General features: G+C 74.7%; 25 protein-coding genes. 14 read left to right on the top strand and 11 right to left on the bottom strand.

Going from position 1 to position 26,944, the window contains the following annotated elements; translation table 11 throughout:
* Positions 1 to 10: 10 nt before the first annotated feature.
* From PSD17_RS22095 to PSD17_RS22110, 4 genes are all read right to left on the bottom strand, one after another.
* Positions 11 to 613, bottom strand: coding sequence for a PepSY domain-containing protein (locus tag PSD17_RS22095; protein ID WP_339124378.1), 603 nt, complete (start codon positions 611 to 613; stop codon positions 11 to 13).
* 87 nt (positions 614 to 700) lie between these two features.
* A complete protein-coding gene (locus tag PSD17_RS22100) occupies positions 701 to 853 on the bottom strand; it encodes a hypothetical protein (RefSeq protein WP_339124379.1) in 153 nt (50 codons plus the stop codon).
* Between the two features lie 205 nt (positions 854 to 1,058).
* Entirely contained in the window at positions 1,059 to 2,330 is a 1,272-nt protein-coding gene (locus tag PSD17_RS22105) for a sensor histidine kinase (protein WP_339124380.1), read from the bottom strand.
* 3 nt (positions 2,331 to 2,333) lie between these two features.
* Positions 2,334 to 3,014 (bottom strand): response regulator transcription factor, encoded by a 681-nt coding sequence (locus tag PSD17_RS22110; protein ID WP_339124382.1) that lies wholly within the window; start codon positions 3,012 to 3,014, stop codon positions 2,334 to 2,336.
* A gap of 102 nt (positions 3,015 to 3,116) precedes the next feature.
* Between PSD17_RS22110 and PSD17_RS22115 the strand changes: the two genes are divergently transcribed.
* The 3 genes from PSD17_RS22115 to PSD17_RS22125 all read left to right on the top strand — a co-directional run bounded on the left by PSD17_RS22115 (position 3,117) and on the right by PSD17_RS22125 (position 5,465).
* The gene (locus PSD17_RS22115; protein ID WP_339124384.1) at positions 3,117 to 3,605 is read left to right on the top strand and encodes a hypothetical protein; all 489 of its coding nucleotides are present in this window, start codon (positions 3,117 to 3,119) and stop codon (positions 3,603 to 3,605) included.
* 176 nt (positions 3,606 to 3,781) lie between these two features.
* Positions 3,782 to 4,402, top strand: a complete 621-nt coding sequence (locus tag PSD17_RS22120; protein ID WP_339124385.1) for a DUF3761 domain-containing protein — start codon at positions 3,782 to 3,784, stop codon at positions 4,400 to 4,402.
* A 46-nt stretch (positions 4,403 to 4,448) separates the two neighbouring features.
* Positions 4,449 to 5,465, top strand: a complete 1,017-nt coding sequence (locus tag PSD17_RS22125; RefSeq protein WP_339124387.1) for a P1 family peptidase — start codon at positions 4,449 to 4,451, stop codon at positions 5,463 to 5,465.
* 63 nt (positions 5,466 to 5,528) lie between these two features.
* On the opposite strand, the gene PSD17_RS22130 is transcribed toward PSD17_RS22125, so the two are convergent.
* The 3 genes from PSD17_RS22130 to PSD17_RS22140 form a co-directional block, all read right to left on the bottom strand.
* Positions 5,529 to 5,801, bottom strand: a complete 273-nt coding sequence (locus PSD17_RS22130) for a MoaD/ThiS family protein (protein WP_013677688.1) — start codon at positions 5,799 to 5,801, stop codon at positions 5,529 to 5,531.
* A gap of 14 nt (positions 5,802 to 5,815) precedes the next feature.
* Positions 5,816 to 6,877, bottom strand: a complete 1,062-nt coding sequence (gene moaA, locus PSD17_RS22135) for a GTP 3',8-cyclase MoaA (RefSeq protein WP_049803781.1) — start codon at positions 6,875 to 6,877, stop codon at positions 5,816 to 5,818.
* A 200-nt stretch (positions 6,878 to 7,077) separates the two neighbouring features.
* Entirely contained in the window at positions 7,078 to 8,283 is a 1,206-nt protein-coding gene (locus tag PSD17_RS22140) for an acyl-CoA dehydrogenase family protein (protein ID WP_013677686.1), read from the bottom strand.
* 60 nt (positions 8,284 to 8,343) lie between these two features.
* On the opposite strand from PSD17_RS22140, the gene PSD17_RS22145 reads away from it, so the two are divergent.
* From PSD17_RS22145 to PSD17_RS22165, 5 genes are all read left to right on the top strand, one after another.
* Positions 8,344 to 8,757 (top strand): TOBE domain-containing protein, encoded by a 414-nt coding sequence (locus PSD17_RS22145; RefSeq protein WP_379652790.1) that lies wholly within the window; start codon positions 8,344 to 8,346, stop codon positions 8,755 to 8,757.
* The gene (gene modA / locus PSD17_RS22150) at positions 8,754 to 9,545 is read left to right on the top strand and encodes a molybdate ABC transporter substrate-binding protein (RefSeq protein ID WP_339124389.1); all 792 of its coding nucleotides are present in this window, start codon (positions 8,754 to 8,756) and stop codon (positions 9,543 to 9,545) included. Before PSD17_RS22145 ends, modA begins: the two co-directional genes overlap by 4 nt.
* 138 nt (positions 9,546 to 9,683) lie before the next feature.
* The gene (locus PSD17_RS22155; protein ID WP_049803780.1) at positions 9,684 to 10,445 is read left to right on the top strand and encodes an ABC transporter permease; all 762 of its coding nucleotides are present in this window, start codon (positions 9,684 to 9,686) and stop codon (positions 10,443 to 10,445) included.
* Positions 10,442 to 11,569, top strand: a complete 1,128-nt coding sequence (locus PSD17_RS22160) for an ABC transporter ATP-binding protein (RefSeq protein ID WP_013677682.1) — start codon at positions 10,442 to 10,444, stop codon at positions 11,567 to 11,569. Before PSD17_RS22155 ends, PSD17_RS22160 begins: the two co-directional genes overlap by 4 nt.
* A gap of 497 nt (positions 11,570 to 12,066) precedes the next feature.
* A complete protein-coding gene (locus PSD17_RS22165; protein ID WP_339124390.1) occupies positions 12,067 to 13,590 on the top strand; it encodes a S8 family peptidase in 1,524 nt (507 codons plus the stop codon).
* A 30-nt stretch (positions 13,591 to 13,620) separates the two neighbouring features.
* Here the strand turns inward: PSD17_RS22165 and serS are convergent, their stop codons facing one another.
* On the bottom strand, positions 13,621 to 14,883 hold the full coding sequence (gene serS, locus PSD17_RS22170; RefSeq protein WP_013677680.1) for a serine--tRNA ligase: 1,263 nt from the start codon (positions 14,881 to 14,883) through the stop codon (positions 13,621 to 13,623).
* 134 nt (positions 14,884 to 15,017) lie between these two features.
* Between serS and PSD17_RS22175 the strand changes: the two genes are divergently transcribed.
* Both PSD17_RS22175 and PSD17_RS22180 read left to right on the top strand, forming a co-directional pair.
* Complete coding sequence (locus tag PSD17_RS22175; protein WP_339124391.1) at positions 15,018 to 16,682, top strand: AMP-binding protein; 1,665 nt, start codon at positions 15,018 to 15,020, stop codon at positions 16,680 to 16,682.
* 220 nt (positions 16,683 to 16,902) lie between these two features.
* Positions 16,903 to 17,289, top strand: a complete 387-nt coding sequence (locus PSD17_RS22180; RefSeq protein WP_041762662.1) for a cold-shock protein — start codon at positions 16,903 to 16,905, stop codon at positions 17,287 to 17,289.
* Between the two features lie 15 nt (positions 17,290 to 17,304).
* Here the strand turns inward: PSD17_RS22180 and PSD17_RS22185 are convergent, their stop codons facing one another.
* The 3 genes from PSD17_RS22185 to PSD17_RS22195 are packed head-to-tail and all read right to left on the bottom strand — an operon-like array spanning position 17,305 to position 20,564.
* Positions 17,305 to 17,784 carry a DUF2771 family protein gene (locus PSD17_RS22185; RefSeq protein WP_339124392.1) on the bottom strand — a complete coding sequence of 160 codons (480 nt, stop codon included), beginning with the start codon at positions 17,782 to 17,784 and terminating at the stop codon, positions 17,305 to 17,307.
* 23 nt (positions 17,785 to 17,807) lie between these two features.
* Positions 17,808 to 19,781: an MFS transporter gene (locus PSD17_RS22190; RefSeq protein ID WP_339124393.1), complete on the bottom strand. Its 1,974-nt coding sequence runs from the start codon at positions 19,779 to 19,781 to the stop codon at positions 17,808 to 17,810.
* Positions 19,782 to 19,802: 21 nt separating this feature from the next.
* Positions 19,803 to 20,564, bottom strand: coding sequence for a glutaminyl-peptide cyclotransferase (locus tag PSD17_RS22195; protein WP_339124394.1), 762 nt, complete (start codon positions 20,562 to 20,564; stop codon positions 19,803 to 19,805).
* 28 nt (positions 20,565 to 20,592) lie between these two features.
* Here PSD17_RS22195 and PSD17_RS22200 point away from each other — a divergent pair, with 28 nt between their 5' ends.
* From PSD17_RS22200 to PSD17_RS22215, 4 genes are read left to right on the top strand one after another with little or no spacing between them, the layout of a single operon-like run.
* Positions 20,593 to 21,426, top strand: coding sequence for a DUF3027 domain-containing protein (locus PSD17_RS22200; protein ID WP_013677674.1), 834 nt, complete (start codon positions 20,593 to 20,595; stop codon positions 21,424 to 21,426).
* Between the two features lie 38 nt (positions 21,427 to 21,464).
* Positions 21,465 to 24,428, top strand: coding sequence for a sacsin N-terminal ATP-binding-like domain-containing protein (locus PSD17_RS22205; RefSeq protein WP_339124396.1), 2,964 nt, complete (start codon positions 21,465 to 21,467; stop codon positions 24,426 to 24,428).
* Positions 24,425 to 25,798 carry a D-inositol-3-phosphate glycosyltransferase gene (gene mshA / locus PSD17_RS22210; protein ID WP_013677672.1) on the top strand — a complete coding sequence of 458 codons (1,374 nt, stop codon included), beginning with the start codon at positions 24,425 to 24,427 and terminating at the stop codon, positions 25,796 to 25,798. The genes PSD17_RS22205 and mshA overlap by 4 nt, the downstream gene beginning before the upstream one ends.
* A gap of 18 nt (positions 25,799 to 25,816) precedes the next feature.
* The gene (locus PSD17_RS22215) at positions 25,817 to 26,296 is read left to right on the top strand and encodes a YbjN domain-containing protein (RefSeq protein WP_013677671.1); all 480 of its coding nucleotides are present in this window, start codon (positions 25,817 to 25,819) and stop codon (positions 26,294 to 26,296) included.
* The last annotated feature ends 648 nt before the right edge of the window (positions 26,297 to 26,944 follow it).

Consider the following 26,944-nt stretch of genomic DNA (forward strand, 5'->3'; position numbering starts at 1 on the left):
CCTGCGCCGATCAGTCGTCGCCGCCCCGGTCGTCGCCCGGCCCGTCGTCGCCGCCCCTGCCGTGGTGGTCGGCGGACCCGCGGTGGTCGTCGCCTCGCCCGTGGTCGTCGCTTCGCTGGTTGTCGTCGCCGCGCCGGTCGGCGGGAACGTCGTCGTTCGCCGAGGACTCCGCGCGGTTGCGGGTGATCGCGCCCGTCGTGGCGTCGACGTGCACCTCCCGCACCCCGGTTTCCGTGCGGACGTCGACGTCCCAGACCGTGCGGCCGTGCTCGACCTCGCGCTCGATCTTCACGACCTGCCCGCTCCCGACGTGCGCGAGCGCGGCCCGCTCGGCGGCGGCGCGGTCGACGTCCCCGGCGAGCAGCAGGCCGCTGCCGCTGCCGCTGCCGCTGCCGGTGACGCCGGGGGCGGTGGATGCGGGGTCGGTGGACATCGGGCCCGTGGACGTCGGGCCGGTGGACGTCGGGCCGGTGGACGTCGGTACCGTCGGGACCGCGGTCGGGCCCCGGTCCCCGTCGTCGTCCCCTGCGCCGAGCGCGAGGGCCGTGCCCGTCAGCGCGAGCAGGGCGACGCCGGTGGCGGCGGCGAGGGCGAGCGGGCGGCGGATCGTCATCGGATGTCCTCCAGGTCCGTTGTGTCGACCTGGACGACGATGCCGTCGCCGGGGCTAGGGCCGCGCTGTCCGGGGTTCAAGGCGCGGTTAAGGCCTCGGCACGGGACGTGCAGTGCTGAGCCGCTCGATGATCCACGCGTACAGCTCCGGCTCGCTCATGTCCGGGAACTCGGCGGCGAAGTTCGCGAGCGCGCGCGTCGCCTCCTCACGGTCGAGCCCGCGGGGTAGCGGGACCGCCACTTGCCGACGGCGTGCCGGGTCACGCCCATCGCCTCGGCGATGCCGAGGACGCCGACGTAGTGATCGACCATGGTGTGCGGCGTCTCCGGTCCGACTCCTGCTACGGAGCACATGCGTACCATCCCGCGCGCCGGACCGGATTCGTCGTCTCTGACGTGGACGACGTCAACCGGTGCGTAGATCGTCGTCAACGGCGGAGACGAGGTTATGTGCGGTCCGGCGCCCCGAGGGAGACGACGACCCGCAGGCCCCTGCCCGGCGACTCCAGCCGCAGTCCGCCCCCGGACCGCTCGGCGGCGCGCCGCGCGATGTCCAGGCCCAGTCCGGTCGACCCGGCGCCGCTCACCCCGCGATCGAGCGCGGGAGCGTCGGCGGGGATGCCGGGCCCGGTGTCGGTGACGGTCAGCGTCGCCCCCGCGGGCTCCGCGTCCAGCCGCACGGCGAGCGAGGTGCCGTCGGGGGTATGGGCGAACACGTTGCCCAGCAACGCGTCCACCACGGCCTCGAGGTCGCTGCGGGGCAACGCGACCGGCAGCGGACCCGGCGCGAGCTCGACCGCCAGCTCCCGGTCGGTGTCCTCGGCCAGCACGGCCCAGAACGCCACCCGCTCGGCGACGACGGCCGATGCGTCGCACGCGGCCGGATCGGCCCCGCGGCGGCGGGCCTGCTCGATCGCGGCCGTCACCGCGCGCTGCACGGCGTCGACGCCCGCGCCGACGCGGGCCGCGTCGGCCGCCGGCAGCGACTCGACCTCCAGGCGCAGCGACGTCAGCGGCGTGCGGACGCGATGGGCCAGGTCCGCGACGGTCTCGCGCTCCTCGCGCAACAGGTCGGCAATGCGTCCGGCGAGCCCGTTGAGCGCACCGGCGACGACGCCCAGCTCGGCCGGGGCGGCGGCGTCGGCGCGTGCGTCGAGGTCCCCACGGGCGAGCCGGTCCGACACGACGGCGAGGTCCGTCGTCGCCCGGACGAGCCTGCGGGCCAGCCGGTCGGCGAGGACGAGCCCGACCGCGAGCAGCGTGATCCCCAGGCCTGCGAGCAGCAGCCACGACCGGTCGACGCCGCGGGTGAGCTCGGCGTCGGGGACGAAGGCGCGCACCGCCCCGCCGGCCCCCGTCGCGTCGCGGACGGCGACGACGATCTCGCGTCCGCCCGGCACCTCGCCCGACGCCGACACCCCGCGCGACCCCAGCTGGACGAGCGGCGTCCGTGCCGCGGGGGCGCCGAGGACGGTGCCGTCGGGCAGGAAGAGCGTGACGTCGGCGGGCGTCGTGGCGTCGACCTGGCCGACGGCGAGCGCCAGCGCCTCACGGTCCGCGGTGGCGACCAGCGGGCTCAGCGACTGCGCCTGCGCGGTCGCCGTCGCGACGGCCCGGTCGGTCGCGACCGTTCGCACGAGCAGCGCGAGCGGCACGAGGAACGCGATGAGGACGAGGGTCGTCGTCGCAGTGACGAGAACCAGGACGCGGCGGCGCACGGATCAGCCCGGGGCGCCCAGCCGCACCCCGACGCCGCGCACCGAGTGCAGGTAGCGCGGCTCCTGGGCGGTCTCGCCGAGCTTGCGGCGCAACCACGACAGGTGTACGTCGACGGTCTTGTCGGCGCCGCCGTAGGGCAGCTGCCACACCTGGGTCAGGAGCTCGCGCTTGCCGACGACCTCGCCCGCCCGCGCCGCCAGGTAGTGCAGCAGGTCGAACTCGCGCGGGCTCAGCTCCAGCTCGCGACCGTCGAGCCGGGCGATCCGGCTGCGCGGGTCGACGACCAGGCCGCCGACCGTGACCGTCGGATCGGTGCCGGGCTCCCCGGTGCGGCGCAGCACCGCGCGGATGCGGGCGTCGAGCTGGGCGGAGCCGAACGGCTTGACGAGGTAGTCGTCGGCGCCGGCGTCGAGCACGGCGACGATCTCCGCCTCGTCGTCGCGCGCGGTGGCGACGATGACCGGCACGGCGCTCGCGCCGCGCAGCATCCGCAGCATGACCGTGCCGTCGAGGTCGGGCAGGCCGAGGTCGAGGACGACGATGTCGGGCTGGTTGCCGACGGCCTGTTCCAGCCCGGCCATCGCCGTCGGCGCGGAGTCGACCGCGTGCCCGCGCTCGGACAGGCCGCGGACCAGCGCACCGCGGATCGCGGCGTCGTCCTCCACGAGCAACACCTGGGCCATGTGCGCACCGTATGGCAGAACCGGTGGGTGCGACGCACGTCCGGCGTGAGCCTTAGGCGCGTCTTGTCCGGGCCTTAACCTCCTGGGCGGCATGCTCTGCGGGTGCGTCCCGCCCGTGCCCGTTCCGCCGCGCTCGTCGTGGTGTGGCTGGGGGCCGCGGTGGGCGCGCTGGTCGTCGGGCTGACGGCCGTCGGCGCAATCGGGTCCGGCATCACGGGGGAGGGTCTGCGCCCGCTCACCCCCGCGGAGGTCGACGCCCGGCTCGCGGCGCTGCCGTCGACCGCCCCCGGGTCGCCGAGCCCGGCGCCGTCGTCGTCGGCGCCCCCGGCCGCCCCGCCCGGGCGGGCCGTGGTCGTCCCCGGGGCGCCCGGCGGGACCGTCGTGGCCCGGTGCGACGCGATGACGCCGCGGGTCGTCTCGGCGAGTCCCGCGCAGGGGTTCGAGGTCGAGGACCCCGGTCACGACGACGGCCACCACGGCGACGACGCCGGGCGGGTCCGCTTCGAGAGCGACGACCTGCGGGTCGAGGTGCGGTTGTCCTGTGTGGCGGGCACTCCCGTCGGCGACGTGCGCGTCGAGCGGCACGGCTGACGCGGCCGTAACGGCGGCGGCCCGCGGACCGAACTCCCGGGGTGCCCCGCAGCTCCCCACCGCGGCGCCCGGGTTCGCCCGGCCCCGCTCCCGGAGGCGTCCCCGAGCCTCCGACCGTCCCCTTCCACGCGGTCCGTCGGCGCCCCCGGTCGGTCCTCGTCGCGTCGGTCCTGGTCGTGCTCGGCGCGCTGTTCGCCGTCATCCCGGCGACCGCGCCCCTGGGCCTGGTCCTCTGCCTCGCCGCGTCGGTGCCGGCCGTGATGGCCTGGCGACGCACCCGCGGCGCGCCGCCGAACGTGCGCAGGCCGGCCGTCGCGGCGGTCGCGCTGGCGCCGACGTTCCTGGTCGTCGCGATCGTCGTCGTCGCGACGACCTCGTCCCCGGCCCGCCCGGCTGCGCTGCTGGCGGAACCCGGGGGTACGACCCGCGCGGCCGTACCGTCGCTCGCGCCCCCGCCGCCCTCGCCGACGTCCCTGCAGCAGGCACCGGTGTCGACGTCGGCCGCCTCCCCGACGACGGTCGCCCCGGCGCCCGTGACCTCCCGGCGGGCGGCAGCCGTCGCGCCGCGACCGACCGCGGCGCCGCCGAGCGTCGCGGCCCGGGCGGCACCGGCCTGTGACACGTCGACCCACTACGTCAACGTCAGCGGCAACTGTGTGCCCCGGCCGGGCTCGTCGACCACGGAGAGCCCGACGGCCGTCTGCAAGGACGGCGAGCCGTCCTACAGCCAGCACCGGTCCGGGACCTGCTCGGGCCACGGCGGCGTCGCCACATGGTTGAAGAACCTGCCGTCGTGAGGTCGGGCCGCGGTGTGCCGGTCGGGCCGGTGCCAGGATTGCGGGCATGATCGCGGGCCCGCACAACGACATCACCGACGTGGCAGGCATCCGCGTCGGGCACGCGCAGCTCGACGGCGAGGGGGCGCTCTCCGGCACCACCGTCGTGCTCGCGCCGCCGGGCGGTGCCGCCGCGGGAGTCGACGTCCGGGGCGCCGCGCCCGGGACGCGCGAGACCGACCTGCTGGACCCGCGCAACACCGTCGACCGGGTGCACGCGATCGTCCTCGGCGGCGGCAGCGCCTACGGGCTCGACGCGGCGTCCGGGGTGATGGCGAGGCTCGAGGAGGCCGGAACCGGCTTCGCGGTGCCCGGCGGCGTGGTCCCGATCGTGCCCGCCGCGGTGCTGTTCGACCTCGGTCGCGGGGGCCGGTTCACCGCGCGACCCGGTGCGGCACAGGGCATCGCCGCGCACGACGCGGCGACCGACGGCCCGGTCGCGCAGGGCGTGGTCGGCGCCGGGACGGGCGCGGTCGCGGGTGGGCTCAAGGGGGGGATCGGCTCGGCCAGTGCGCTCCTGGACGACGGCACGACCGTCGCCGCGATCGTCGCGGTCAACGCCGTCGGCTCACCGGCCGACCTCGCGACGGGGCACCTGCACGGCGCGCGGCACGGCCTGCCCGGCGAGTTCGACCTGCCGGACCCGGGCGCGCGCGGCGGTGCCGCCGTCGCCGGAGCGCTGGGCCGGCACGCCGCCCGCAGCGCGGGGACGGCCACGACGATCGCGGTGCTGGCGACCGACGCGACGCTCGACAAGGCCGGCTGCGCCCGGCTCGCGACGGTGGGCCACGACGGCCTCGCGCGCTCGATCGCGCCGGTGCACACCGTGATGGACGGCGACACCATCTTCGCGATGGCGACGGGCACGCGGCCCGCCCCCGAGCTGCCCGGCCTCTTCGCGCTGCACGCGGCGGCGGCGGACGTCGTCGCCCGCGCGATCGTGCACGCGGTCCTGAAGGCGACGAGCGTGTCGACACCGGCGGGCACGTGGCCGTCGTACCGGGACGCCGTCGCCGGGTCGTGAGTGGCAGTGGTCGCGGCAGCACGGGTCGCGGTAGCAACTGTTGCCACTCACAGGGCGTGCGGCTCAGCCGCCCGCGAAGGGTGGCAGGACGTCGAGGACCGCCCCGTGGGGCACGACGACGGATGTGTCGCGGACGGCGATCTCGTCGAGCAGGTAGCTGCAGCGCTGCAGGACGCGGGCGAACTCTGCGTCGCGGCCGGCGCGCAGGGTGTCGAGCAGGTCCTCGACCGACGCGCCCTCCGGCAGCTCGACCGACGTCGTCTCGGTGCCCGCGGCGGCGCGTGCGGCCGCGAAGAAGCGGACGGTCGCGGTCAGCGTCGTCGTTCCGGTCGTCACGCGTGCATCCTCTCTCAGCCGCCGATGGCGCTCATCGGACGGTCGGGCTGCAGGAAGCCGGGGTCGTCGATGCCGTGCCCGGCGAGCTTGCCCCACATGGCGTCGCGCCAGACGTCGGCGATCTCCGCGTCCGACGAGCCGCCGCGCACCATGGCGCGCAGGTCGGTCTCGGTGCGGGCGAACAGGCAGGTGCGGATCTGGCCGTCGGAGGTGAGCCGGGTCCGGTCGCACGCGCCGCAGAACGGGCGGGTCACCGAGGCGATGATGCCGACCATCATCGGGCCGCCGTCGACGACCCAGCGCTCGGCCGGGGCGGCGCCGCGGTGCGCGGGATCGGGAGTGAGCGTGAACTCCGCCGAGAGCGCCTGCATGATCTCGCCCGCGGTGACCATCTCCGAGCGCTCCCAGCCGTGCTGGGCGTCGAGCGGCATCTGCTCGATGAACCGGAGCTCGAAACCCTCGGCGACGGCGAAGCGCAGCAGGTCGACGGCCTCGTCGTCGTTCATCCCGCGCAGCAGCACCGTGTTGATCTTGACGGGTGACAGTCCCGCGTCGCGGGCCGCGCGCATGCCGGCGACCACGTCGTCGAACCTGTCCCGTCGGGTGATCGACGCGAAGCGGTCCGGGCGCAGCGTGTCGAGCGAGACGTTGAGCCGGTTGACCCCCGCGGCCGCCAGCGCCTCGGCGCGCCGGGCGAGGCCGACGCCGTTGGTGGTCAGCGAGATGTCCGGGCGGGGGCGAAGCGCCGCCGACGCCGCGACCAGCTCCTCCAGGCCCTTGCGCAGCAACGGCTCGCCGCCGGTGAAGCGCAGCTCCTCGACGCCGAGGTCGCGCACGGCGATCGTGATGAGCCGCAGCAGCTCCTCGTCGGTGAGCTGCTCCTCGCGCGGCATCCAGTCCAGGCCCTCTGCCGGCATGCAGTAGTGGCAGCGCAGGTTGCAGCGGTCGGTCAGGGAGATGCGCAGGTCCGTCGCCACCCGGCCGAAGCCGTCGATGAGCCGGGCGTCGGCTGGGCGGGCGGGGTCTCGTGTGGTGGCTGTCCGCAGTGCGGGCAGGCCGAGCTCCGTTGCCGTCACCACACGAGAGTAACCATCCGGACGGCCGGAGAAGAGGCCTCTGAGCAGCGGAAATTCGTGTCTCCGCAGGTGCGTGGGAAGCGGGCCTCGGACGCCGCAGAAGCGGATCATCAACACAGTGTGACGAATCCCACCGAGGGGGCCTGCCTGATCGACAGGCCAGGTCGATCAGGCAGGGCCCCGGGCTCATGCCGCGCCGCTCACTCGTGCGCGGCCAGCTCCTGACGGGCGACCGAGCGCAGGTGCACCTCGTCGGGGCCGTCGGCGAACCGCAGCGCGCGGGCCCACGTGTAGAAGTACGCGAGCGGGAAGTCGTCGCTCATCGCGGCGGCGCCGTGCAGCTGCATGGCCCGGTCGATGACGGTGCAGGCCATCCGCGGCACCGCGACCTTGATGGCCGCGATCTCCGTCGCCGCGCCCTTGGAGCCGTGCTCGTCGATCAGCCACGCGGTCTTGAGCACCAGCAGCCGGGCCTGCTCGACCTCGATGCGCGACAGCGCGATCTGCTCGCGCACGACGCCCTGGTCGGCCAGCGGGCGCCCGAAGGCGACCCGGTCGCGGGCCCGCCGGACCATCAGGTCGATCGCCCGCTCGGCCATCCCGATCAGCCGCATGCAGTGGTGGATGCGGCCGGGCCCGAGCCGGGCCTGCGCGATCGCGAAGCCCCCGCCCTCCTCGCCGAGCAGGTTCGACGCGGGGACCCGCACGTCGTCGAACACGATCTCGGAGTGACCGTGCTGGTCCTGGTAGCCGAAGGTCGGAAGGTGGCGCAGGACCTGCATCCCAGGGGCGTCGCGGGGCACGAGGATCATCGACTGCTGACGGTGCCGCGGCGCGTCCGGGTCGGTCTTGCCCATGACGATGAAGACCTTGCAGCGCTCGTCGGCCGTCCCCGAGATCCACCACTTGCGACCGGAGATCACGTAGTCGTCGCCGTCGCGGCGGATCCGCGTCTGCACGTTCGTCGCGTCCGACGACGCGACGTCGGGCTCGGTCATCGCGAACGCCGACCGGATCTCGCCCGCGAGCAGCGGCTCGAGCCACTGCTGCTTCTGCTCGGGCGTGCCGAACAGGTGCAGGGTCTCCATGTTGCCGGTGTCGGGCGCCTGGCAGTTGATGGCCTCCGGCGCGATGACCGGCGACCAGCCGGACACCTCCGCGACCGCGGCGTACTCCAGGTTGGACAGGCCCGACACGCTGGGCAGGAACAGGTTCCACAGCCCCCGCTCCCTGGCCTCCGCCTTCAGCTCCTCGACGACGGGCGGCAGGTCCCACTCCTGCGGGGTGCCGCGGCGTTCGAGGCGCCAGGCGTCGTAGGTCGGTTCGGCCGGGAGCACCTTCTCGTCGAGGAAGGCGCGCATCCGCCGCGTGTGATCGGCTGCCGCTGCGCTGGGTTCGAAGTCCACCGCCGCACCCAATCACAGCTGACCCGACTGCCTGGCGTCGTGCGCATCTGCGGAACTAAGATGCCGCTCGTGCCGCAGTTCAGGATCGCCGACGCCGCGCGCCTGCTCGGCGTCAGCGACGACACCATCCGCCGCCGGGTGGACGCAGGCGTGCTGCCCAGCCGGTCCGACGCGTCGAACCGCACGGTGATCGACGGTGCGGCGCTGGCCGCGTTCGCCCGCGACCACGCCGACGCCACCCCCGACCCGTCCGACGTCCGGCGCTCCGCGCGCAACCGGCTCGTCGGGCTCGTGACGGCCGTCGTCGCCGACACGGTGATGGCCCAGGTCGAGATGCAGTGCGGACCGCACCGGGTGGTGTCCCTGATGAGCGCCGAGGCGGTGGACGACCTCGGGCTGGAGCCCGGGGCGCTCGCCGTCGCGGTCATCAAGTCGACCAACGTGGTCGTGGAGATCCCGGGAGGACTCTCGTGAAGGTTCGTGCACTGCTCGGCCTGCTGGCCGGGCTGGCCCTGCTGCTCGCCGGGTGCGGTGGCGGCTCCGGCGCCTCGACCGCGTCGACGACCTCGGGCGACGCCGCTCCCCGCACCCTCACCGTGCTCGCGGCCGCGTCGCTCACCGAGACGTTCAACGCGATGAAGACGCAGTTCGAGACCGACAACCCCGGGGTCACCGTCCGGATCAGCTACGGCGGCTCGTCCGACCTGGCGTCCCAGATCGTCAACGGGGCGCCCGCCGACGTCTTCGCCGCCGCGAGCGACGCGACGATGAAGACCGTCACCGACAAGAGCCTGACCGCCGCGCCACCGGTGAGCTTCGCCACGAACGTCCTGCAGATCGCCACCCAGCCCGGCAACCCCAAGGGCATCGCGACGTTCGCCGACCTGGCCAAGCCCGGCCTCAAGGTCGTCGTGTGCGCCCCGCCCGTCCCGTGCGGTGCCGCCGAGCAGAAGGTCGAGAAGGCCACCGGTGTGACCCTGACCCCGGTCAGCCAGGAGACCGACGTCAAGTCCGTGCTCGGCAAGGTCAGCAGCGGCAACGCCGACGCCGGCCTCGTCTACGTGACCGACGTCACCGCCGCGAAGGGGCAGGTCCAGGGCGTGAGCTTCCCCGAGGCGCAGCAGGCCGTGACCAACTACCCGATCGCCGTGGTCAAGAACGCGCCGCAGGCCGACCTCGCCCAGAAGTGGGTCGCCCTGGTCACCGGTGAGTTCGGCCAGAAGACGCTGCAGGCGGCCGGGTTCGGCGCGCCGCAGGCGTGACGGCTCCACGACGGTGCTGCACGGTGAGACGGTGACCTCGGAGCGCCCGTGACCCTCACCGACGACGCATCGCAGGCACCCACGGCCGAGCGGCGCCAGGACCGGCGCCACGAACGTGACGTCGCCCTGCCCCGCTGGATGTGGGTGCCCGCGGTCGTCGGGTTCCTGGTGATCGCGCTGCCCGTCCTCGGCCTGCTCGTCGAGGCCGACTGGCGGCGGATGCCCGAACTGCTCACCAGCGACGCGGCGCTCGCCGCGCTGCGGCTCTCCCTGGAGACCGCCGCCGCGTCGACGGTCCTGTGCATCCTGCTCGGCGGCCCGCTCGCCGCGGTGCTGGCCCGGGGCAGGCTGCCCGGGCTGCGCGCGCTGCGCTCGGTGGTGCTGCTGCCGCTCGTGCTGCCGCCGGTCGTCGGCGGGCTGGCGCTGCTCTACCTCGTCGGGGCGCGCGGGCTCGTCGGCGAGGGCCTGCGGTTGGCCTTCGGCGTGACGGTCCCCTTCACGACGGTCGCGGTGGTCATCGCGCAGACGTTCGTCGCGATGCCGTTCCTCGTCGTCAGCCTCGAGGGGGCGCTGCGCACCGCGGGGGAGCGCTACGAGGCCGTCGCCGCCACGCTCGGCGCGTCACCCGCGCTGACGTTCCGCCGGGTCACCGTCCCGCTCGTGCTGCCGGGGCTGATGTCGGGCACGGTGCTCGCGTTCGCCCGCTGCCTCGGCGAGTTCGGTGCGACGATCACCTTCGCCGGCAACCTGCAGGGGACGACGCAGACGTTGCCGCTGCTCGTCTATCTCCAGCGCGAGACCGACGACGCCGGTGCCGTCGCGCTGTCGTTGCTGCTCGTCGTCGTCGCGATCCTCGTCATCGTCGTCGCGCGCCCGCGCAACACCGAGGGGCTCCGGTGACCGGGCGCGACGACCGGGGCGCCGGCCTGGCGGCGTCGGTCCGCCTCGAACGCCGGGCGTTCACCCTCGACGTCGCGCTCGACGCCGAGCCCGGCGAGGTCGTCGCCGTACTGGGGCCCAACGGGTCCGGCAAGTCGACGCTGCTCGGGGTGCTCGCGGGGCTGCTGCTGCCCGACGCGGGGCAGGTGCGGGTCGGCGAGACCGTCGTGACCGACGTCGGCGCGGGGATCTCCGTGCCGCCGCACCGCCGCGGGGTCGGGCTGCTCGCCCAGCAGCCCCTGCTGTTCCCGCACCTGACCGCGCTGGCCAACGTCGCGTTCGGGCCGCGGGCGGCGGGGGTCGGCAAGCGGGAGGCGCACGAGCGGGCCCGTGAGCTGATCGCCGACGTGCTGCCCGGTCTCGACGCCGACGAGATGTCGCGGCGCCGGCCGTCGCAGATGTCGGGCGGGCAGCAGCAACGCGTCGCGCTCGCCCGGGCACTCGCGCCGCGCCCGGGCCTGTTGCTGCTCGACGAGCCGCTCGCCGCTCTCGACGTCGACGCCACGCCCGCGATGCGCTCGCTGCTGCGCCGGGTCATCCGCGATGCCAAGCAGACCGCCCTGCTCGTCACGCACTCCGCGCTCGACGCCCTCGTGCTCGCCGACCGGATCGCCGTCCTCGGCGGTGGGCGGATCGTCGAGCAGGGGGCGACGCGTGAGGTGCTGACCAAGCCGCGCACGCCGTTCACCGCCCGGATCGCGGGACTCGACCTCGTGCCCGGAACGGCCTGCGCCGAGGGCCTGCGCACCCGGGACGGGACGGTCGTCGCCGGCCGGTTCGACGACCCGCTCCCGGAGGGCGAGTCCGCGGTCGCGGTGTTCCCGCCCTCGGCCGTCGCGGTGTTCCGGGACCGGCCGAGCGGGAGCCCTCGCAACGTCCTGCAGGTCAGGCTGGCCGCGATCGAGCCGCAGGGCGACACCGTCCGGCTGCGCGCAGCGCCGCTCGCGGGCGGGCATGCCTGGGTCGACGGGCTCGCCGCCGACGTCACCCTCGCCGCCGCGGCCGAGCTGGCCGTCGAACCCGGCGCCGAGCTGTGGTTCGCGGTGAAGGCGACCGAGGTGGCCGTCCACCCCGCGGCCCTGTGATCCGCCGCCCTGCTCCGCTGCTCCTCTGGTTGATCGCCGGGCGCGGGACATCAGCGCAAGGAGATGCGCTCAGGTCCCGGCTTCGGTGATCACGAGGTCGCCTCGGCGCGGTCGACGCGTGCGCCTGACCGGCTGGGCGCCGCCCGTGCGCGCTGAGTCGTCGGCCGCGTGTCGCTCGCCCCGCCGGGTGATCTCGACGCGCCGCCGCCGGGTCCACGACCGGGCGGGAGCGCCGCGAACGGCGACGCTGCGTCACCGCGCACCGCGCGCTCGGCCGTGGATACGTCCGGTTCGGTGGTCGGGGACGCAGGCGGTCGCGGCGGGTCACCCCGTTCGCCCAGGTCGGCAGCGGGAGGTCGGCTCATCGGGGCGGGTCCCGCGCCGCCGCGAGGGGTCACTGACCGCAACTATCACCGGCAAACTTTTGCCACACGAGCATCACCCGACTCGATCGTGTGGCTGTCCGGCGGGCTTCGCGGCCTTTACCGTCACTCGACGTGACGCGAACTGCCCTGAAGGTGCTCGTCGTGGTGCTGCTGCTCGTGGTGTTCGGGTCGACCACGGGCGCGCTGCCGAGCGAGATCCCCGCCCCGGTGGCCGACGAGACCGCGGGCACGAGCGCCGCGACGTCGCGGCCGGGTGCCCCCGTGGGGCAACCGCCCTCCGTCGGGGCGGGCAGCGCGCAGGCCGGCGACGTGTCGGCCCGAGCCGGTGGTGCGACCGTCGGGGGCCGCGGGGCGGGCGCCCCGACGACCGCGGCGACGCCCGCTCCACCGGAGCCCGCGACGACCGCCCCGGCTGTGCCGACGCCGAGCGTGCCGGCCACGACCGGATCCGGGCCGAGCGAGCCTGCGTCGAGCGAGCCTGCGTCGACCGTCCCCGCGTCGACCGGCCCCGGGACGAACCCGACCCCTGCCACGATCGCGGCCGCCGCCAGTGCCGACTACGTCGTCCACGCCGCCACCGAGGCCGACGCCACCCGGGCCGCACAGCAGCTCGGCGTCACCCCGACCCAGACGTTCCGCGAGGTCATCGCGGGCTGGGCGGCGACGCTGACGGCGGACCAGGTCTCGACGCTGCACACCCTGCCCGGCATCCTCGGCGTCGAGCAGGACCGCACGATCAGCCCGCTGGAGCCCAGGACGATCCGTGCGTCGACCCCCGCCACGGCCGTCCCGAACACCGAGGCGACCCAGACCTCGCCGCGGAACTGGGGGCTCGACCGCATCGACCAGGCCGCCCTCCCGCTCGACGGGCGCTACACCGTCAACGGCACCGGCGCGGGTGTGACGATCTACGTCGTCGACACGGGCGTCGACGTCAGCCACCCCGACTTCGGGGGCCGCGCGAGCGTCGGCACCGACACGATCGACGACAACTCCACCGACTGCGACGGCCACGGCACCGTGGTGGCGGGCATCGCCGCCTCCACGACCTACGGCGTCGCCAAGCAGGCCCGGATCGAGTCGGTCAAGGTCCTCGACTGCAACGGCACCGGCACGCTGTCCTCCCTACTGGCCGGCGTCGACTGGGTGGCGCGCAACCACTCCGGCCCGTCGGTCGCCGTCATGTCCTGGAGCTACGGCCCGTCCGACGTCCTCACCGCCGCGGTGAAGGGCCTCGTCGACAACGGGGTGTTCGTCGCGTCCTCGGCCGGCAACACGGGGGCCGACGACTGCGACGTCGCCCCGCGCGACGCGGCGGGCGTGCTCGTCGTCGCCAACTCGACGATCGACGACAAGCGCGCCCCGACGTCGAGCACCGGCGCCTGCGTCGGCCTCTACGCGCCGGGGACCGGGATCATCGCCCCGGTCCCGGGCGGGGGCACCGCCTCCTACAGCGGCACGTCGATGGCGGCGCCGTTCGCCGCCGGGGTCGCCGCTCTCTACAAGCAGGAGAAGGGCGACGCCCCGAGCGCCACGGTCCGGCAGTGGATCCTCGACCACGCCACGCCGAACGTCGTCGCGGGCGGCGGGACGGGCGGCACCCCGAACCTGCTCCTCAACACCGGTGGGCTCTGACCGGGTCGTGAGCGGGCCGCTCGCGGCGGGTCAGGGCTCCAGCGTCGCGAAGCCGGCGTAGGGGACGAGCGCCTCGGGCAGCCGGACCGAACCGTCGGGCTGCTGGCCCTGCTCCAGGACGGCGACGAGCGTGCGCCCGATCGGCAGGCCCGACCCGTTGAGGGTGCCGGCGAAGCCGCGGGAGCCGTCCTTGGCCTTCGTACGGATGCCGGCGCGGCGGGCCTGGAACACCCCGAAGTCCGAGCACGAGGAGATCTCGCGGTAGGTGCCCTGGCTGGGCAGCCACACCTCGATGTCGAACGTCAGCGCCGCCGAGAAGCCCGTGTCGCCCGCCGCGAGCTTGACGACGCGGTAGGCCAGCCCGAGCCCCTGCAACGCCGACTCGGCGTGCCCGACCAGGACGTCGAGCTCCTCGCGCGACCGGGCCGGGTCGACGAAGCGGACCAGCTCGACCTTGGCGAACTCGTGCATCCGGATCAGGCCACGGGTGTCGCGGCCGTAGGAGCCGGCCTCCGAGCGGAAGCACGGCGTGTGCGCCGTGTACGCCAGCGGGAGCGACTCGAGGTCGAGCGTCTCGCGCGCGTGCAGGTTGGTGAGCGGAACCTCGGCCGTCGGGATGAGGAAGAGCTCCCGGTCGGCGACCTCGGTGCGGAACAGGTCCTGCTCGAACTTGGGCAGCTGCCCCGTCCCGGTCATGGTCTGGCGCGTGACCAGCGACGGCACCGAGAACTCGGTGTAGCCGTTCTCCAGCGCCTTGTCGATCAGGTAGGCGCCGATGGCGCGCTGCAGCGCCGCACCCCTGCCCTTGAGGACCGCGAACCGCGGACCCGACAGCTTGGTGGCGCGCGGCAGGTCGAGGATGCCGAGCTTCTCGGCGATGTCGACGTGGTCGGCCGGCGACTCGATCGTGGGCGGCTCGCCCCAGGTGCGGACGAGCTCGGCGTCGGCGTCGGAGGTCCCGTCGGGCGACTCGTCGGCCGGCAGGTTCGGGATGCCCAGCAGCAGGTCCTGCAGCTGCGCGTCGAACTCCTTCTGCTCGTCCTCGGCGGCCGAGACGATGCCCTTGAGCTCGCGGGCGCGCTCGACCAGCGCGGGCCGCTCCTCGGCGGACGCGCCCTTCACCGACGTCGCGACCCGCTTGGACTCCGCGCGCGCCTCGTCGCCCCGTTGGATCGCGGAGTTGCGCCCGGTCAGGAGCTTCTCCAGCTCGGGGAGGTCGAGGGAGTAGCCGCGGCGGGCGAGCTTGCGCACGGCGTCGGTGGCGGGGTCGAGCAGGACGCGCGGGTCATGCATCGGACGAGGGTATCGCCCGTCCGCAGCCGGATATCCCCGGCGGTCGGACCTGACCTGCGGGGGAGTGGCGTGCGTCGCTGTGGCGAGACAGGATGTCGTGAGCCCTCCCGACCGCACCCGAGGAGAACGACGTCGTGACCTCCGCAGGCGCCCCCGCTGTCCCGTCCTACGCCTCCGGCATCTCCGAGGTGCCGTTGCTGGGCGACACGATCGGCGACAACCTTGACCGCACGGCCACCGCGCAGCCTGATGTGGAGGCGCTGGTGGAGGTGCCGACGGCCCGGCGGTGGACGTATGCGCAGTTGCGTGAGGACGTCGATGTCGTGGCGATGGGTCTGATGCGGGCGGGTCTGGGCAAGGGTGACCGGGTGGGGATCTGGGCGCCGAACATGGCGGAGTGGACGCTGGTCCAGTACGCGACGGCCAAGATCGGCGCGATCCTGGTCAACATCAACCCGGCGTACCGCACGCACGAGTTGGAGTATGTGCTCAACCAGGCCGGGATCCGGATGTTGGTGTCGGCGGAGAAGTTCAAGACCTCCGACTACGTAGGCATGATCGAGAAGGTGCGGGGCAGCTGCCCGGCGCTGGAGCAGGTTGTGATCATCGGTGGCCCGGAGTGGGAGGTGTTGGTGGAGTCGGGCCGTGGCGGGGACCGGGCCGCGCTGGCGCAGGCCCAGGCGTCGCTGAGCCCGGACGATCCGATCAACATCCAGTACACGTCGGGGACGACGGGGTTCCCGAAGGGTGCGACGCTCTCGCATCACAACATCTTGAACAACGGGTATTTCGTGGGCCGGCTGTGCGGCTACACCGCCGAGGACCGGGTGTGTATCCCGGTGCCGTTCTATCACTGCTTCGGGATGGTGATGGGCAACCTGGGGTGCACGACGAACGGGTCGACGATGGTCATCCCGGCGCAGGGGTTCGACCCGGAGGCGACGCTGCGGGCGGTGGCGCAGGAGCGGTGCACGTCGCTCTACGGGGTGCCGACGATGTTCATCGCCGAGCTCAACCATCCGGACTTCGCCTCTTATGACCTGTCGAGTCTGCGGACGGGGATCATGGCCGGGTCGCCGTGTCCGGTGGAGGTGATGAAGCAGGTCGTGGACCGGATGGGGATGACGGAGGTGACGATCTGTTACGGGATGACCGAGACCAGCCCGGTGTCGACGCAGACGCGGGCGGATGACTCGGTGGAGCGGCGGGTGTCGACGGTGGGGCGGGTGCATCCGCATGTCGAGGTGAAGGTGGTGGATCCGGAGACGGGGTTGACGGTGCCGCGTGGGCAGGCCGGGGAGCTGTGTACCCGGGGGTATTCGGTGATGCTCGGCTACTGGGAGCAGCCGGACAAGACGGCGGAGTCGATCGACGCGGCGCGTTGGATGCATACCGGTGACCTGGCGGTGATGGACTCCGACGGGTATCTGAACATCACCGGGCGGATCAAGGACATGGTGATCCGGGGTGGGGAGAACGTGTACCCCCGCGAGATCGAGGAGTTCCTCTACACCCACCCGGATGTGCTGGATGCGCAGGTCATCGGCGTTCCCGACATCAAGTACGGCGAGGAGCTGTGCGCGTGGGTGAAGCTGCGTGACGGGGTGGAGGGGTTGACCGCGGAGCAGGTCCGGGAGTTCGCGACCGGGAAGTTGGCGCACTACAAGATTCCGCGGTATGTGGTCGTGGTCGAGGAGTTCCCGATGACGGTGACGGGCAAGGTCCGCAAGGTCGAGATGCGGGAGAAGTCGGTCGAGCTGCTCGGCCTGGCCGACGCCGCCGCGGTCAAGAACGCCTGACTCGCCGCCCGTTGCGCCGTCCGGCCGACGCCGGCGGCGTTTTGGGCGGTGCGCTCCCGGGTGTCGCGGGGCTACGCTGGTACGTGCGCGTCCCGGTGTCGCTCGGCGAGCCGACCGAAATGGTGCGGCGGACCTGGTGATCCGAGGGCGCGTTCGTCGTGCGGGGGTGGAGTTTCCACGGCACGGCGGCGTGGGGACGATCGAGGAACGGGTGAGCAAGGTGCCGACCGGCAGGGTCAAGTGGTACGACGCCGACAAGGGTTTCGGTTTCCTCGCCCAGGACGGCGGCGAGGACGTCTACGTCCGGAAGTCGGCGCTGCCGACGGGTGTGGAGTCGCTGAAGTCGGGGCAGCGCGTCGAGTTCGGGATGGCCGAGGGCCGGCGCGGGCCGCAGGCGCTGCAGGTCCGGCTCGTCGACGCACCGCCGTCTGTCGTCGAGGCGACGCGGCGGCCCGCCGAGGAGCTGCACGGCCTCATCGAGGACATGATCAAGCTCCTCGAGGCCAAGGTGCAGCCCGACCTGCGCCGCGGCCGCTACCCCGAGCGCAAGACGGCCAAGCTCGCCGCGGAGGTCGTCCGGGCCGTGGCCCGGGACCTCGACGGCTGAGACCGCCCGGCCCCCTCAGGCGTCGGTGACCAGCACCCAGCTGCCCCGGATCGGGAACTCGCCCTGGCCCGTGTCCGGGTCGGCGGTCGGGATGCCGTACTGCTGGACCTGCGCGGTGATCAGCTGGTCGGTGGGTGCGGGCAGGACGAGCGAGTAGTCCTTGCGCGCGTTCGCCGCGAACACCGGGCTGCGGCCGTCGACCTGCTGGCCGCCGGCGCTGCGGTAGCTGAACACGACCTGCCACGGCGCCGTGGACACCGGCTCGGGGACGGCGACGTCGACCGTGACGCCCGGCGCCACCCCGAGGTGGATCTCCGCCGCGGGGTCGCCGGAGCAGTCGGTGACCTTGATGTCGCACCACTGGGTCGGTCCCGTCGTGCGGGTCTGCCCGGCGACGGTGAACGTCACCTGCGGGGGTTCGTCGTCGGAACCGCCGCAGGCCGCCAGCAGCGACGCGCAGGCGACCAGCAGGAGCGGCAGGGCACGGCGCAGCACGGGGCCAGCCTACGGACGGGACCTCAGCGCGGTGTCGGGGCCATGGGCCTGCTGTCGACGCGCGGGTCCCTGGCCCCCAACCCGGGGACGAGCGTGCGGCCGCGGCTGACCATCGTCGTCTGGATGCCCGCCAGCGCGACGACGACCGAGATCACGACGAAGCCGATCCAGAAAGTCGAGTGCGGCAGCAGCACCCCGAGCGCGCCGCCGAACACCCACGCCAGCTGCAGCACCGTCTCCGAACGGCCGAACGCCGACGCGCGCGACTCCTCGGGCAGGTCCCGCTGGACGACCGCGTCGAGGCACACCTTGGACAGGGCGCTGGCCGTCGAGCCGACGAGGCCGACGATCGCCGCCGTCATGATGCCCGGGATGATCGCGGCGACGACCGTCGAGCACACGACGCCCGCGATGCAGGAGACCACGACCGTGTCGGCGTGCCCGAACGCCGACCGCGCCCCCGCCGCGTTGCCGACGAACCCGCCGATGCCGGCCGCGGCGCCGACGATGCCGATGAGGAACAGCTGTCTCGACGGGTCGTGCTCGGTCTGTTCCTTGACGACGAACGCCACGAACAGGGCCAGGAAGCCGGTGAGGATGCGGATCGAGGCGTTGCCCCACAACGCCGTGACGACGCCGCGGCCCATCGGTCTGCGCTTGCCCCGCCTCGTCGTGCGCAGGGCGGCGGGGACCTCGCCGGCGGTGACCTCCACCCAGCGCGGGATGCGCACGCACAGCCACACGCCCACGACCGCCAGCGCCGCGGTGTAGTAGAGCGCCCCCGACGACCCGAACATCCACGCCACGCCACCCGCGACGCCGCCGAAGACACCACCCGCGACCAGGCCGAACGTCGTCAACCGGGAGTTCGTGGTGGTGAGCGTGATCGTCTCGGGCAGGACTCTCGGGGTGACCGCCGCCTTGAGCACCATGTAGCTCTTCGAGAGCACCATCGTGCCGAGGGCGGCGGGGTAGAGCAGCCAGTTCTCGTAGTTGAGCGCCATCACGACCGCGAGCACGGCCCGCCCCGCGAACGACACCGCGAGCGCGGCGCGCCTGCCGCGCTGCAGCCGGTCGAGCAGCGGGCCGATGACGGGCGCGACGACCGCGAACGGCGCCACCGTGATCGCCAGGTAGAGCGCGACGTTGGACTTCGACTCGGCGCTGGCCGCGGCGAAGAACAGCGTGTTGGCCAGCGCGACGGTGACCGCGGCGTCGACGGCGTAGGTCATCATCGTCGCGTAGGTCAGGGCGGTCAGGCCCGACCGGTCGGCCCCGTCGGCCGTCGCGGCGCGGTGGAAGGTGCGCACGCCCCGCTCGGCGAACTGCCGGCTGCGCATCGCCGCGACGCGGGTGACGGTCAGCTTCCGCGGGGTCCGCGGGCCCGCAGGACGCTGCGGCTCGGTGGGCCCGTCGTCCTCGGCGGGCGTCTCGGGGGGCGTCTCCCGGGTTTGTGTGTCCCGGGCCTGCGTCTCCCGGGCCTGCGTCTCCCGGGGTTGCGGTGGCGCCGGCCGGCGGGGCTGTTCCCGGACCGTCTCGCTCGCCCAGTCGATCTCGGGGCGCGGGTCACCGGCCGGGTGGCCGCCGGGCGCGGCACCCGACGCGGGTCCCGTCGGGCGCCACGACTGCGGGGGCGTCGGGTCGCGGTGGTACTCGGCGGGGTCGTAGTCGGGGTCGTCGTGCCAGGGGTACCGGCGGCGGACCGTCGGCTGGTAGGGCGGCGGCACCGGCCGGGCATCCGGCCGCCGCTCACCCCAGCCCGGCGGCTGCGGGGCCGTGGCCCCGCCCTGGGATCCGGTGTTGCCCTGGGAGCCAGTGCCGCCCAGGGACCCGGTGCCGCCCTGGGATCCTGCGCCGTCCTGGGATCCGGTGCCGCCCTGGGACCCGGTGCCGTCCTGGGACCCTCCGTCCGGCGACGCCCACGAGCGGCGCTTGCCGCGCCGCGGTTCGCGCGCGTGCGGGGATCCGGACCGAGCCACGCAACCATTGTGGCCCATGGGCCCTCCGTTGCGTGCCACTCACGAAGCGGTGAACCGCACCCGGAACATCACCGGCCAGAACTTGCCCGTCAGCAGGAACTCGTCGCCGCCGAGCGAGGCGATGCCGTTGAGCACGTCGGTCCCGGGTCGCTGCGCCGCGGAGAGCAGCCCCGACGCGTCGACGACGGCCGTCACCACCCCGGTGGCCGGGTCGATCCGCACGATCCGGTCGGTCTGCCAGACGTTGGCCCAGACCTGCCCGGCCACGCACTCCAGCTCGTTGATCTGCGGCAGCGGCTCGCCGTCGACCGTCACCCGCACCGACCCGGTCTCGGCGAACGTCGTCGGGTCCTGGAACCGGAGCAGATCGGTGCCGTCGGAGCGGACCAGCCGTGCCCCGTCCGAACACAGCCCCCAGCCCTCACCGCTGATCGGCACCTGCCGCAGGAGCTGCAACGAGTCCCGGTCCCATTCGAGGGCGACACCGTCGCGCCAGGTCAGCTGCCAGATCCGGTCGCCGACGACCGTCAGGCCCTCGCCGAAGTAGTCCGCCGGCAGCGGCACCGCGCGGCGCAGCGCACCCGTCGCCGGATCGAGCTCGCGCAGCTGCGACCGGCCGGCCAGCCCTGTGCTCTCGTAGAGGCTGCCGCCGGCGACCTCGAGGCCCTCGGTGAACGCCGACGTGTCGTGCGGGAGCTCGCCGAGGACCTGCGGGCGCAGCGTCGGCACCCCCGGCGAGCCCGCTCCGCACGCCGCCATCGCCAACAGGGCGACCAGCAGGAGCGCACGGCGGACGATCACGATCCGCCAGGGTGGCACAATCCCGGGAATGAGCGACGAACCGACGCACGACGAGGGCGCCGCCGGCGGCGAGGCGCAGCGCCTGCTGGCCGACGCCGTCGACCTCGCCCGCGCGGCGGCCGTCGAGGAGGCGGGGTCCGACGCGAACCCGACCGAGGCCGCGGCCGCGGTCGGCGAGCACCTGTGCGGCGTCGCCGAGGACGGCGGCGCCGCCTACACCCACTTCTTCGCCGCGACGCGGCCCGGCTATCGCGGGTGGCGGTGGGCCGTCACGCTGGCCGCGGGCTCGGCCGAGGACGGGACGGCCACCGTCAGCGAGGTCGTGATGCTGCCCGGCCCGGATGCGCTGGTCGCGCCCACGTGGGTGCCGTGGCAGGAGCGGGTCCGTCCCGGCGACCTCGGGGTCGGCGACCTGCTGCCCTCGCCTCCCGACGACGCGCGGTTGGTCCCCGGCTACGTCGAGTCCGACGACCCGGCCGTCGAGGAGGTCGCCCTCGAGGTCGGGCTGGGGCGGACCCGGGTGCTGAGCCGGTTCGGGCGCACCGAGGCTGCCGCCCGTTGGCAGGAGGGTCCGCGCGGGCCGTCCGCGCCGATCGCGCGCTCCGCGCCGGGCGTGTGCGGGACCTGCGGCTTCTTCGTGCCGCTCGCCGGCTCGCTGCGCGGTGGGTTCGGCGTGTGCGCCAACGAGTTCTCCCCGGGCGACGGGGCGGTCGTGGCCGTCGAGTACGGCTGTGGCGCGCACTCCGACGTCGTCGTCGAGCCGGGGTCGCCGGTGCAGGTCGCCGCCCTCGTCTACGACGACGGGGTCGACCTGGAGACGGTGGAGCGCCCCGCCGCCGAGCTCGAGCCGGCCGACTCCTGAGCGCTGAGCCCGTCGGTGCCGCCCCGAGCGCCGACCCGGTGAGCACCGACCCGGCCGCGGCGGATCCGGTCGGGGCGGATCCGGTCGGGGCGGACCCGTTCGGGACGAGGGCCCTGCGCGGTGCGGTCCTGGACGCCTGGGCCGCGTCCCCGACCCGCTTCCGGGAGGACGCCAACGCCGAGGAGGACCTGCTCCTCGGCGGGTACGCCGGCGCCTGGTTCGTCGAGCTGGCGCAGAACGCCGCCGACGCGGCCCGTACGGCGGGGATCCCCGGGCGGGTGCTCGTCAGGCTGGTCGCCGACGAGCTGCGCGTCGCGAACACCGGTGCCCCGCTCGACGCGGCCGGGGTCACCGCGCTGGCGTCGCTGCGCGCGTCGGCCAAGCGCGACGACACGGGCTCCGTCGGCCGGTTCGGCGTCGGGTTCGCCGCGGTGCTCGCCGTCTCCCACGAGCCGCGGATCGTCCGTGGCGACGGCCACGGCGTGCGGTTCTCGGCGTCGGCGACCGCGTCGGCCGTCGGCACGCTGCCCGGGCCGGCCGCGGAGCTGACCCGGCGTGCCGGGCAGCTGCCGGTGCTGCGGCTGGCCTGGCCCGTCGTCGAGGAACCGCCGCCCGCCGGGTACGACACCGAGGTGCGGCTCCCGCTGGCGTCCGGGGCCGATCCCGGGCCGCTGCTCGCCGACGCCGCCGCGCAGGCGCCGGACCTGCTGCTCGGGCTGCCCGACCTCGTCGAGGTCACCGTCGGCGACGTGACGGTCCGCCGCGACGACGAGGCCGACGGCCGGGTCCGCGTCGGCGGCAGGTCCTGGCTGCTCGTGCGGTCCACGGGCACGTTCGACGACGACGCCGCCGGCGACCAGGCCGTCGAACAGCGCGGGCGTCGGGAGTGGGCGCTGACATGGGCGCTGCCGTCGGCCGCCGACGGCACGCCCGAGCCGCTGCCGCCGGACGCGGACGAGGTGCTGCACGCGCCGACGCGGTCGGACGAACGCCTGTCGCTGCCCGCGCGGCTGATCGCGACCGTCCCCCTGGAGCCCGACCGTCGCCGCGTCCGGGACACCGCCGCGACCCGGCAGATCCTCGCCGCCGCCGGACCGGCCTACCTGGGCCTGGTCCACGCCGTCGCCCCCGCCGCCCGGGCCGGGCTCGTCCCGGCGCCCGGCTTCCCCCGCTCGACGACCGACGCCGCGCTGCGCGAGGCCGTCCTCGCCGCCCTGCGTGACGGACAGTGGCTGCCCGCCGCCGCGGGCGGGACGCTGGTCGCCCGCCGCGCGCAGTGGCTCGACCTGCCCGGCTCCGGGGCCCTCGCCGCGCTGCTCGACCTCCCGCTCGTCGATCCCGACGCGGTGCGCGGTGTCCCGGCCGGGGTGCTCGACGAGCTGGGGCTGCGCCGCGTCGGCCCTGCCGAGCTGGCCGACCGGCTGCTCGGCACCGAGCGACCCGGCGAGTGGTGGCGTTCGGTGTACGCGGCGATCGAGCCCGCTGTCGACCTCGTCCCGGGCCTGCTCGACGAGCTGCGCGCGCTGCCCGTCCCGCTCGCCGACGGCCGGGTCGTCGCCGGGCCGGCGACCGTGCTGCTCCCGGTCGCCGAGACCGCCGAGCTGCTCGCCGGGCTCGACGTCCCCGGCCTGCACCTGGCCGACCCGGCCGCCGTGCACCCGCTGCTGGAACGCCTCGGCGCCGTCGCGGCCGAGCCGGCGTCGCTGCTCGAGGTGCCCGCGTTGCGCGAGGCCGTCGAACGGTCCGTCGACGACGCCGAGGCCGGGTTGGACACCGCGCCCCTGGCCGCCGCGGTGCTGGGGCTGCTCGCGTTGACCGACGCCGGGCCCCGGCTGGGCGCACTCGCCCTGCCCGACGAGCACGGCGACCCCGCCCGCGCCGACGAGCTCGTCCTGCCCGACGCCGCGATCCGGCCGCTGCTCGCGCCGGACGCACCCGTCGGTGTGCTCGACGCCGACGTCGCCGCCCGGTTCCCGCGCGCGGCGCTCGTCGCGGCCGGTGTGCTGGACGGGTTCGGGCTCGTCGTCGACGACGAGCCCCTCGGCCCCGACCACGACCTGCATGACGCGGACGTCTGGTGGGACGGCCTGGACGCGCCACCCGTGCGGTTCGTCGGCCTGCGCGACCTCGACCTCGTCGACGACGACGCCTGGCCCGCCGCGCTCGCCCTGCTCGGCGCCGACCGCGAGAGCCGGGCCGCCGTGCTCGCCGACGGCTACGTTCGTTGGTGGCTGCGTGCCAACGTCCTGCTCGGCGGGCGCCCACCCGGGCACTGGAGGCTGGCGACGGCGTCCGACCTCGCCGCGCTGTACGCCCCGGCGCCCGCGCCCGGTGTCGACGACGCGGTGCTGCGGGCCGTCGGCGTCCGGGCGGGGCTCACGGTCGACGACCCCGAGGCCGCCCACGACCTGCTCGAGCGCCTCGCCGACCCGTCCCGGGCCCCCGACCCCGCGACCGTCCTCGCCGCCTACGAGGCCCTCGCCGATGCCGTCGCCGACGGCCGGGTCGACCCGGCCGCGGTCGAGCCCCCGCAGCGGGTGCGGGTGCTCGACGCCAGCGTCGTACCCGTCGACGACGTCGTCGTCCTCGACGCGCCCTGGCTCGCCGCCGTGCTGCCCGCCGCCGAGGTCGTCGCCGGCGGCGACCCGGCGGTGCTCGCCGAGCTGCTCGACCTGCCGCTCGCATCGGACTATGTGGACGCGACGGTCGAACCGGACGCGGGGCGGCTCGTGGCCTGGTCCGCAATGCCCGATGTCGTGGTGGCGTGCCACACACTCGGGGTCCCCGTTCCGCCCGGCGACCTGGTGCTGCACGACGAGCTCGCCGTCGCGCTACGCCGTCCGGACCTGGGCAGGCGCACCGTCGCAGCCTGGCCCGACGGGGCCGGACGATGGCACGCGAGCGATCCGCTCCGGGCACTCGTCGGGCTGCTCGCGACCGAGCGGGCGCCCCTGCCGCACGGTGGGTGGACCGCGGGCGTGCGTGCTAGGAAGAACTCGTGAGCGATCGCCACGGCGGACCGCGACCCGCGCGCCCGCCGCGTCGGGTGTGCGTCCTGTCGGTCCACACCTCGCCGCTGGAGCAGCCCGGGACCGGCGACGCCGGCGGGATGAACGTCTACATCGTGCAGACCGCCCAGCGCATGGCCCGACGTGGTGTGGCCGTCGAGATCTTCACCCGGGCCACGTCGTCGGAGCTGCCGCCGGTCGTCGAGATGGCTCCCGGTGTGCTCGTCCGGCACCTCGCCGCGGGGCCGTACGAGGGGCTGGGCAAGAACGACCTGCCCGGCCAGCTGTGCGCGTTCGCCTCCGGCGTCATGCGCGCCGAGGCCCGCCACGAGCCCGGCTGGTACGACACGATCCACTCCCACTACTGGCTTTCCGGTCAGGTGGGTTGGCTCGCGCGCGACCGCTGGGGCGTCCCCCTCGTGCACAGCGCGCACACCCTCGCCAAGGTCAAGAACGCCGCTCTCGCCGACGGTGACCCGCCCGAGCCGATGGTCCGCGTGATCGGCGAGGACCAGGTGGTCGCCGAGGCCGACCGGCTCATCACCAACACCGACATCGAGACCCGGCAGCTGCTCGACCTCTACGACGCCGATCCGCTGCGGACCGTCACGATCCCGCCCGGCGTGGACCTCGACCGGTTCACGCCCGGGTCCGCCGCGATCGCCCGGTCCCGCCTCGGGCTGCCGCCCGATGCCGTCGTCCTCGCCTTCGTCGGACGCATCCAGCCGCTCAAGGCACCCGACGTGCTGCTGCGCGCCGCGGCCGAACTGCTGCGCCGCGACCCGGCGCTGCGGGAACGTCTCGTCGTGCTCGTCGCGGGCGGGCCCTCGGGCAGCGGGCTGGCCGAACCGCGCGCGCTGCAGGAGCTGGGCACCGCGCTCGGCCTCGACGACGTGCTGCGCTTCCTGCCCCCGCAGAACGGTCGCGAGCTGGTGCAGGTCTACCGCGCCGCCGACGTCGTCGCCGTGCCCAGCCACAACGAGTCCTTCGGGCTGGTGGCGCTGGAGGCGCAGGCGTGTGCGACGCCCGTCGTCGCGGCCGCCGTGGGCGGGCTGCCCGTCGCCGTCGACGACGGCCGGTCCGGGCTGCTCGTCGGGGGCCACGACCCCGCCCGGTGGGCCGACGCCCTCGCCGCCGTCGCGCTCGACCGCGCGCGCCGCGAATGGCTGGCCGCGGGAGCGGTCGCACACGCCAACCGGTTCTCCTGGGACCGGACGACCGAGGCGCTGCTCGCCACCTACGCCGAGGCCGGCGCGGAGTTCGCCGTCCGGCGCAGCCCCGCGGCGGTCGGCGGCGGCCGGACACTCGACGCCGCGACACTCGCCCGGGTGCGCGACGGTCTCGCGCGTGTGGGCGAGAGCTGAGCGGGGGACCCGATCTCCATGAGCGATCCCGTCGTCGTGATCGAGGCCGCGCTGCGGGACCTCGATGTCGAGCACACCCGGCGCGACCGCGGTGAGTACCTGGTCACCCTCCCCGGCACCAACCGGCTGCAGACGCCGTGCTGGCTCGTCGTGCGCGAGCACACCCTGTTCGTGCAGGCCTTCGTCTGTCGTCAGCCTGACGAGAACCACGAGGGTGTCTACCGTTTCCTGTTGCAACGCAACGCGCGGCTCTACGGTGTGCACTACGCGCTCGACCGCATCGGCGACATCCACCTGATCGGACGGGCCTCGCTCGACGCCGTGACCTCCGCGGAGCTCGACCGCATCCTCGGCCAGGTCCTCGAGGCCGCCGACGGCGACTTCAACACCCTCCTGGAGCTGGGCTTCGCGTCCTCGATCCGCAAGGAGTACGCCTGGCGGACCGAGCGTGGCGAGTCCCTGGCCAACCTCCGCGCCTTCGAGCACCTCTTCACCTGACCGCCGACACCGCGACGGCCGCGCCCTTCGGTCGAGCCGGCGCGCGGGTCGGGCGGCCGGTTCCGCCCCCGGGTGCGCCGGTGCGGTTGCCGTCGTGGAGCGGTGCGCCGGGGACGCCGGGTCGTGGCTCGGTCGGCGCCGGTGTCCCGAGCGCAACCTGAGGGTCGGTCCGGTGGCTCGCCTCCACGGTGAGGTTGCGGCGTGGTCCAGATCAGCGTCAGAGCCGTCCGCGGTGTGCGGGAGGACGCGAGTCGGCCGGCGTCGACCGAGGGCAGCCGAGGTTCCGGGCGGCGCAACCTGGGGGTCGGTGTCGGGGTTGGGCGCGACAGTGAGGTTGCGGCCGAGGGTGGGGCGCACCCCGAGAGTCGGGCTGGCTCGCCGGTGAGTTGCGGTGTGGGCCGTGGCGCACCGTCAGGGCCATCAGCGGTGTGCGGGGGAGCGGGTTCGGTCGGCGTCGGGCCGAGGGGCGGCCGGGGTTCCGGGCGCAACCTGAGGGTTGGTCCCGCGGCCGGGCGGGACAGTGAGGTTGCGGCCGAGGGCGGGGGAACCTCCGCGCTGTCCGCGGGTTGGCGACGACGTGAGATTTGCGGGGCGGCTCGGCCAACCGTTCCCGGTGTCCGTTCCGTCCTCTCCGCGGAGAGGGTCACC

This window comes from Pseudonocardia sp. D17, assembly GCF_036984265.1.
Lineage (GTDB): Bacteria > Actinomycetota > Actinomycetes > Mycobacteriales > Pseudonocardiaceae > Pseudonocardia > Pseudonocardia benzenivorans.

What these genes read in the sequence shown, in the direction of transcription:
- PSD17_RS22125 (WP_339124387.1), top strand. Translation starts at nt 4,449, where the DNA reads ATGATCGCGGGCCCGCACAACGACATCACCGACGTGGCAGGCATCCGC.
- PSD17_RS22190 (WP_339124393.1), bottom strand. Translation starts at nt 19,781, where the DNA reads ATGGGCCACAATGGTTGCGTGGCTCGGTCCGGATCCCCGCACGCGCGC.
- PSD17_RS22095 (WP_339124378.1), bottom strand. Translation starts at nt 613, where the DNA reads ATGACGATCCGCCGCCCGCTCGCCCTCGCCGCCGCCACCGGCGTCGCC.
- PSD17_RS22215 (WP_013677671.1), top strand. Translation starts at nt 25,817, where the DNA reads ATGAGCGATCCCGTCGTCGTGATCGAGGCCGCGCTGCGGGACCTCGAT.
- PSD17_RS22145 (WP_379652790.1), top strand. Translation starts at nt 8,344, where the DNA reads ATGCCGCTCGTGCCGCAGTTCAGGATCGCCGACGCCGCGCGCCTGCTC.
- PSD17_RS22155 (WP_049803780.1), top strand. Translation starts at nt 9,684, where the DNA reads ATGTGGGTGCCCGCGGTCGTCGGGTTCCTGGTGATCGCGCTGCCCGTC.
- PSD17_RS22110 (WP_339124382.1), bottom strand. Translation starts at nt 3,014, where the DNA reads ATGGCCCAGGTGTTGCTCGTGGAGGACGACGCCGCGATCCGCGGTGCG.
- PSD17_RS22200 (WP_013677674.1), top strand. Translation starts at nt 20,593, where the DNA reads ATGAGCGACGAACCGACGCACGACGAGGGCGCCGCCGGCGGCGAGGCG.
- serS (WP_013677680.1), bottom strand. Translation starts at nt 14,883, where the DNA reads ATGCATGACCCGCGCGTCCTGCTCGACCCCGCCACCGACGCCGTGCGC.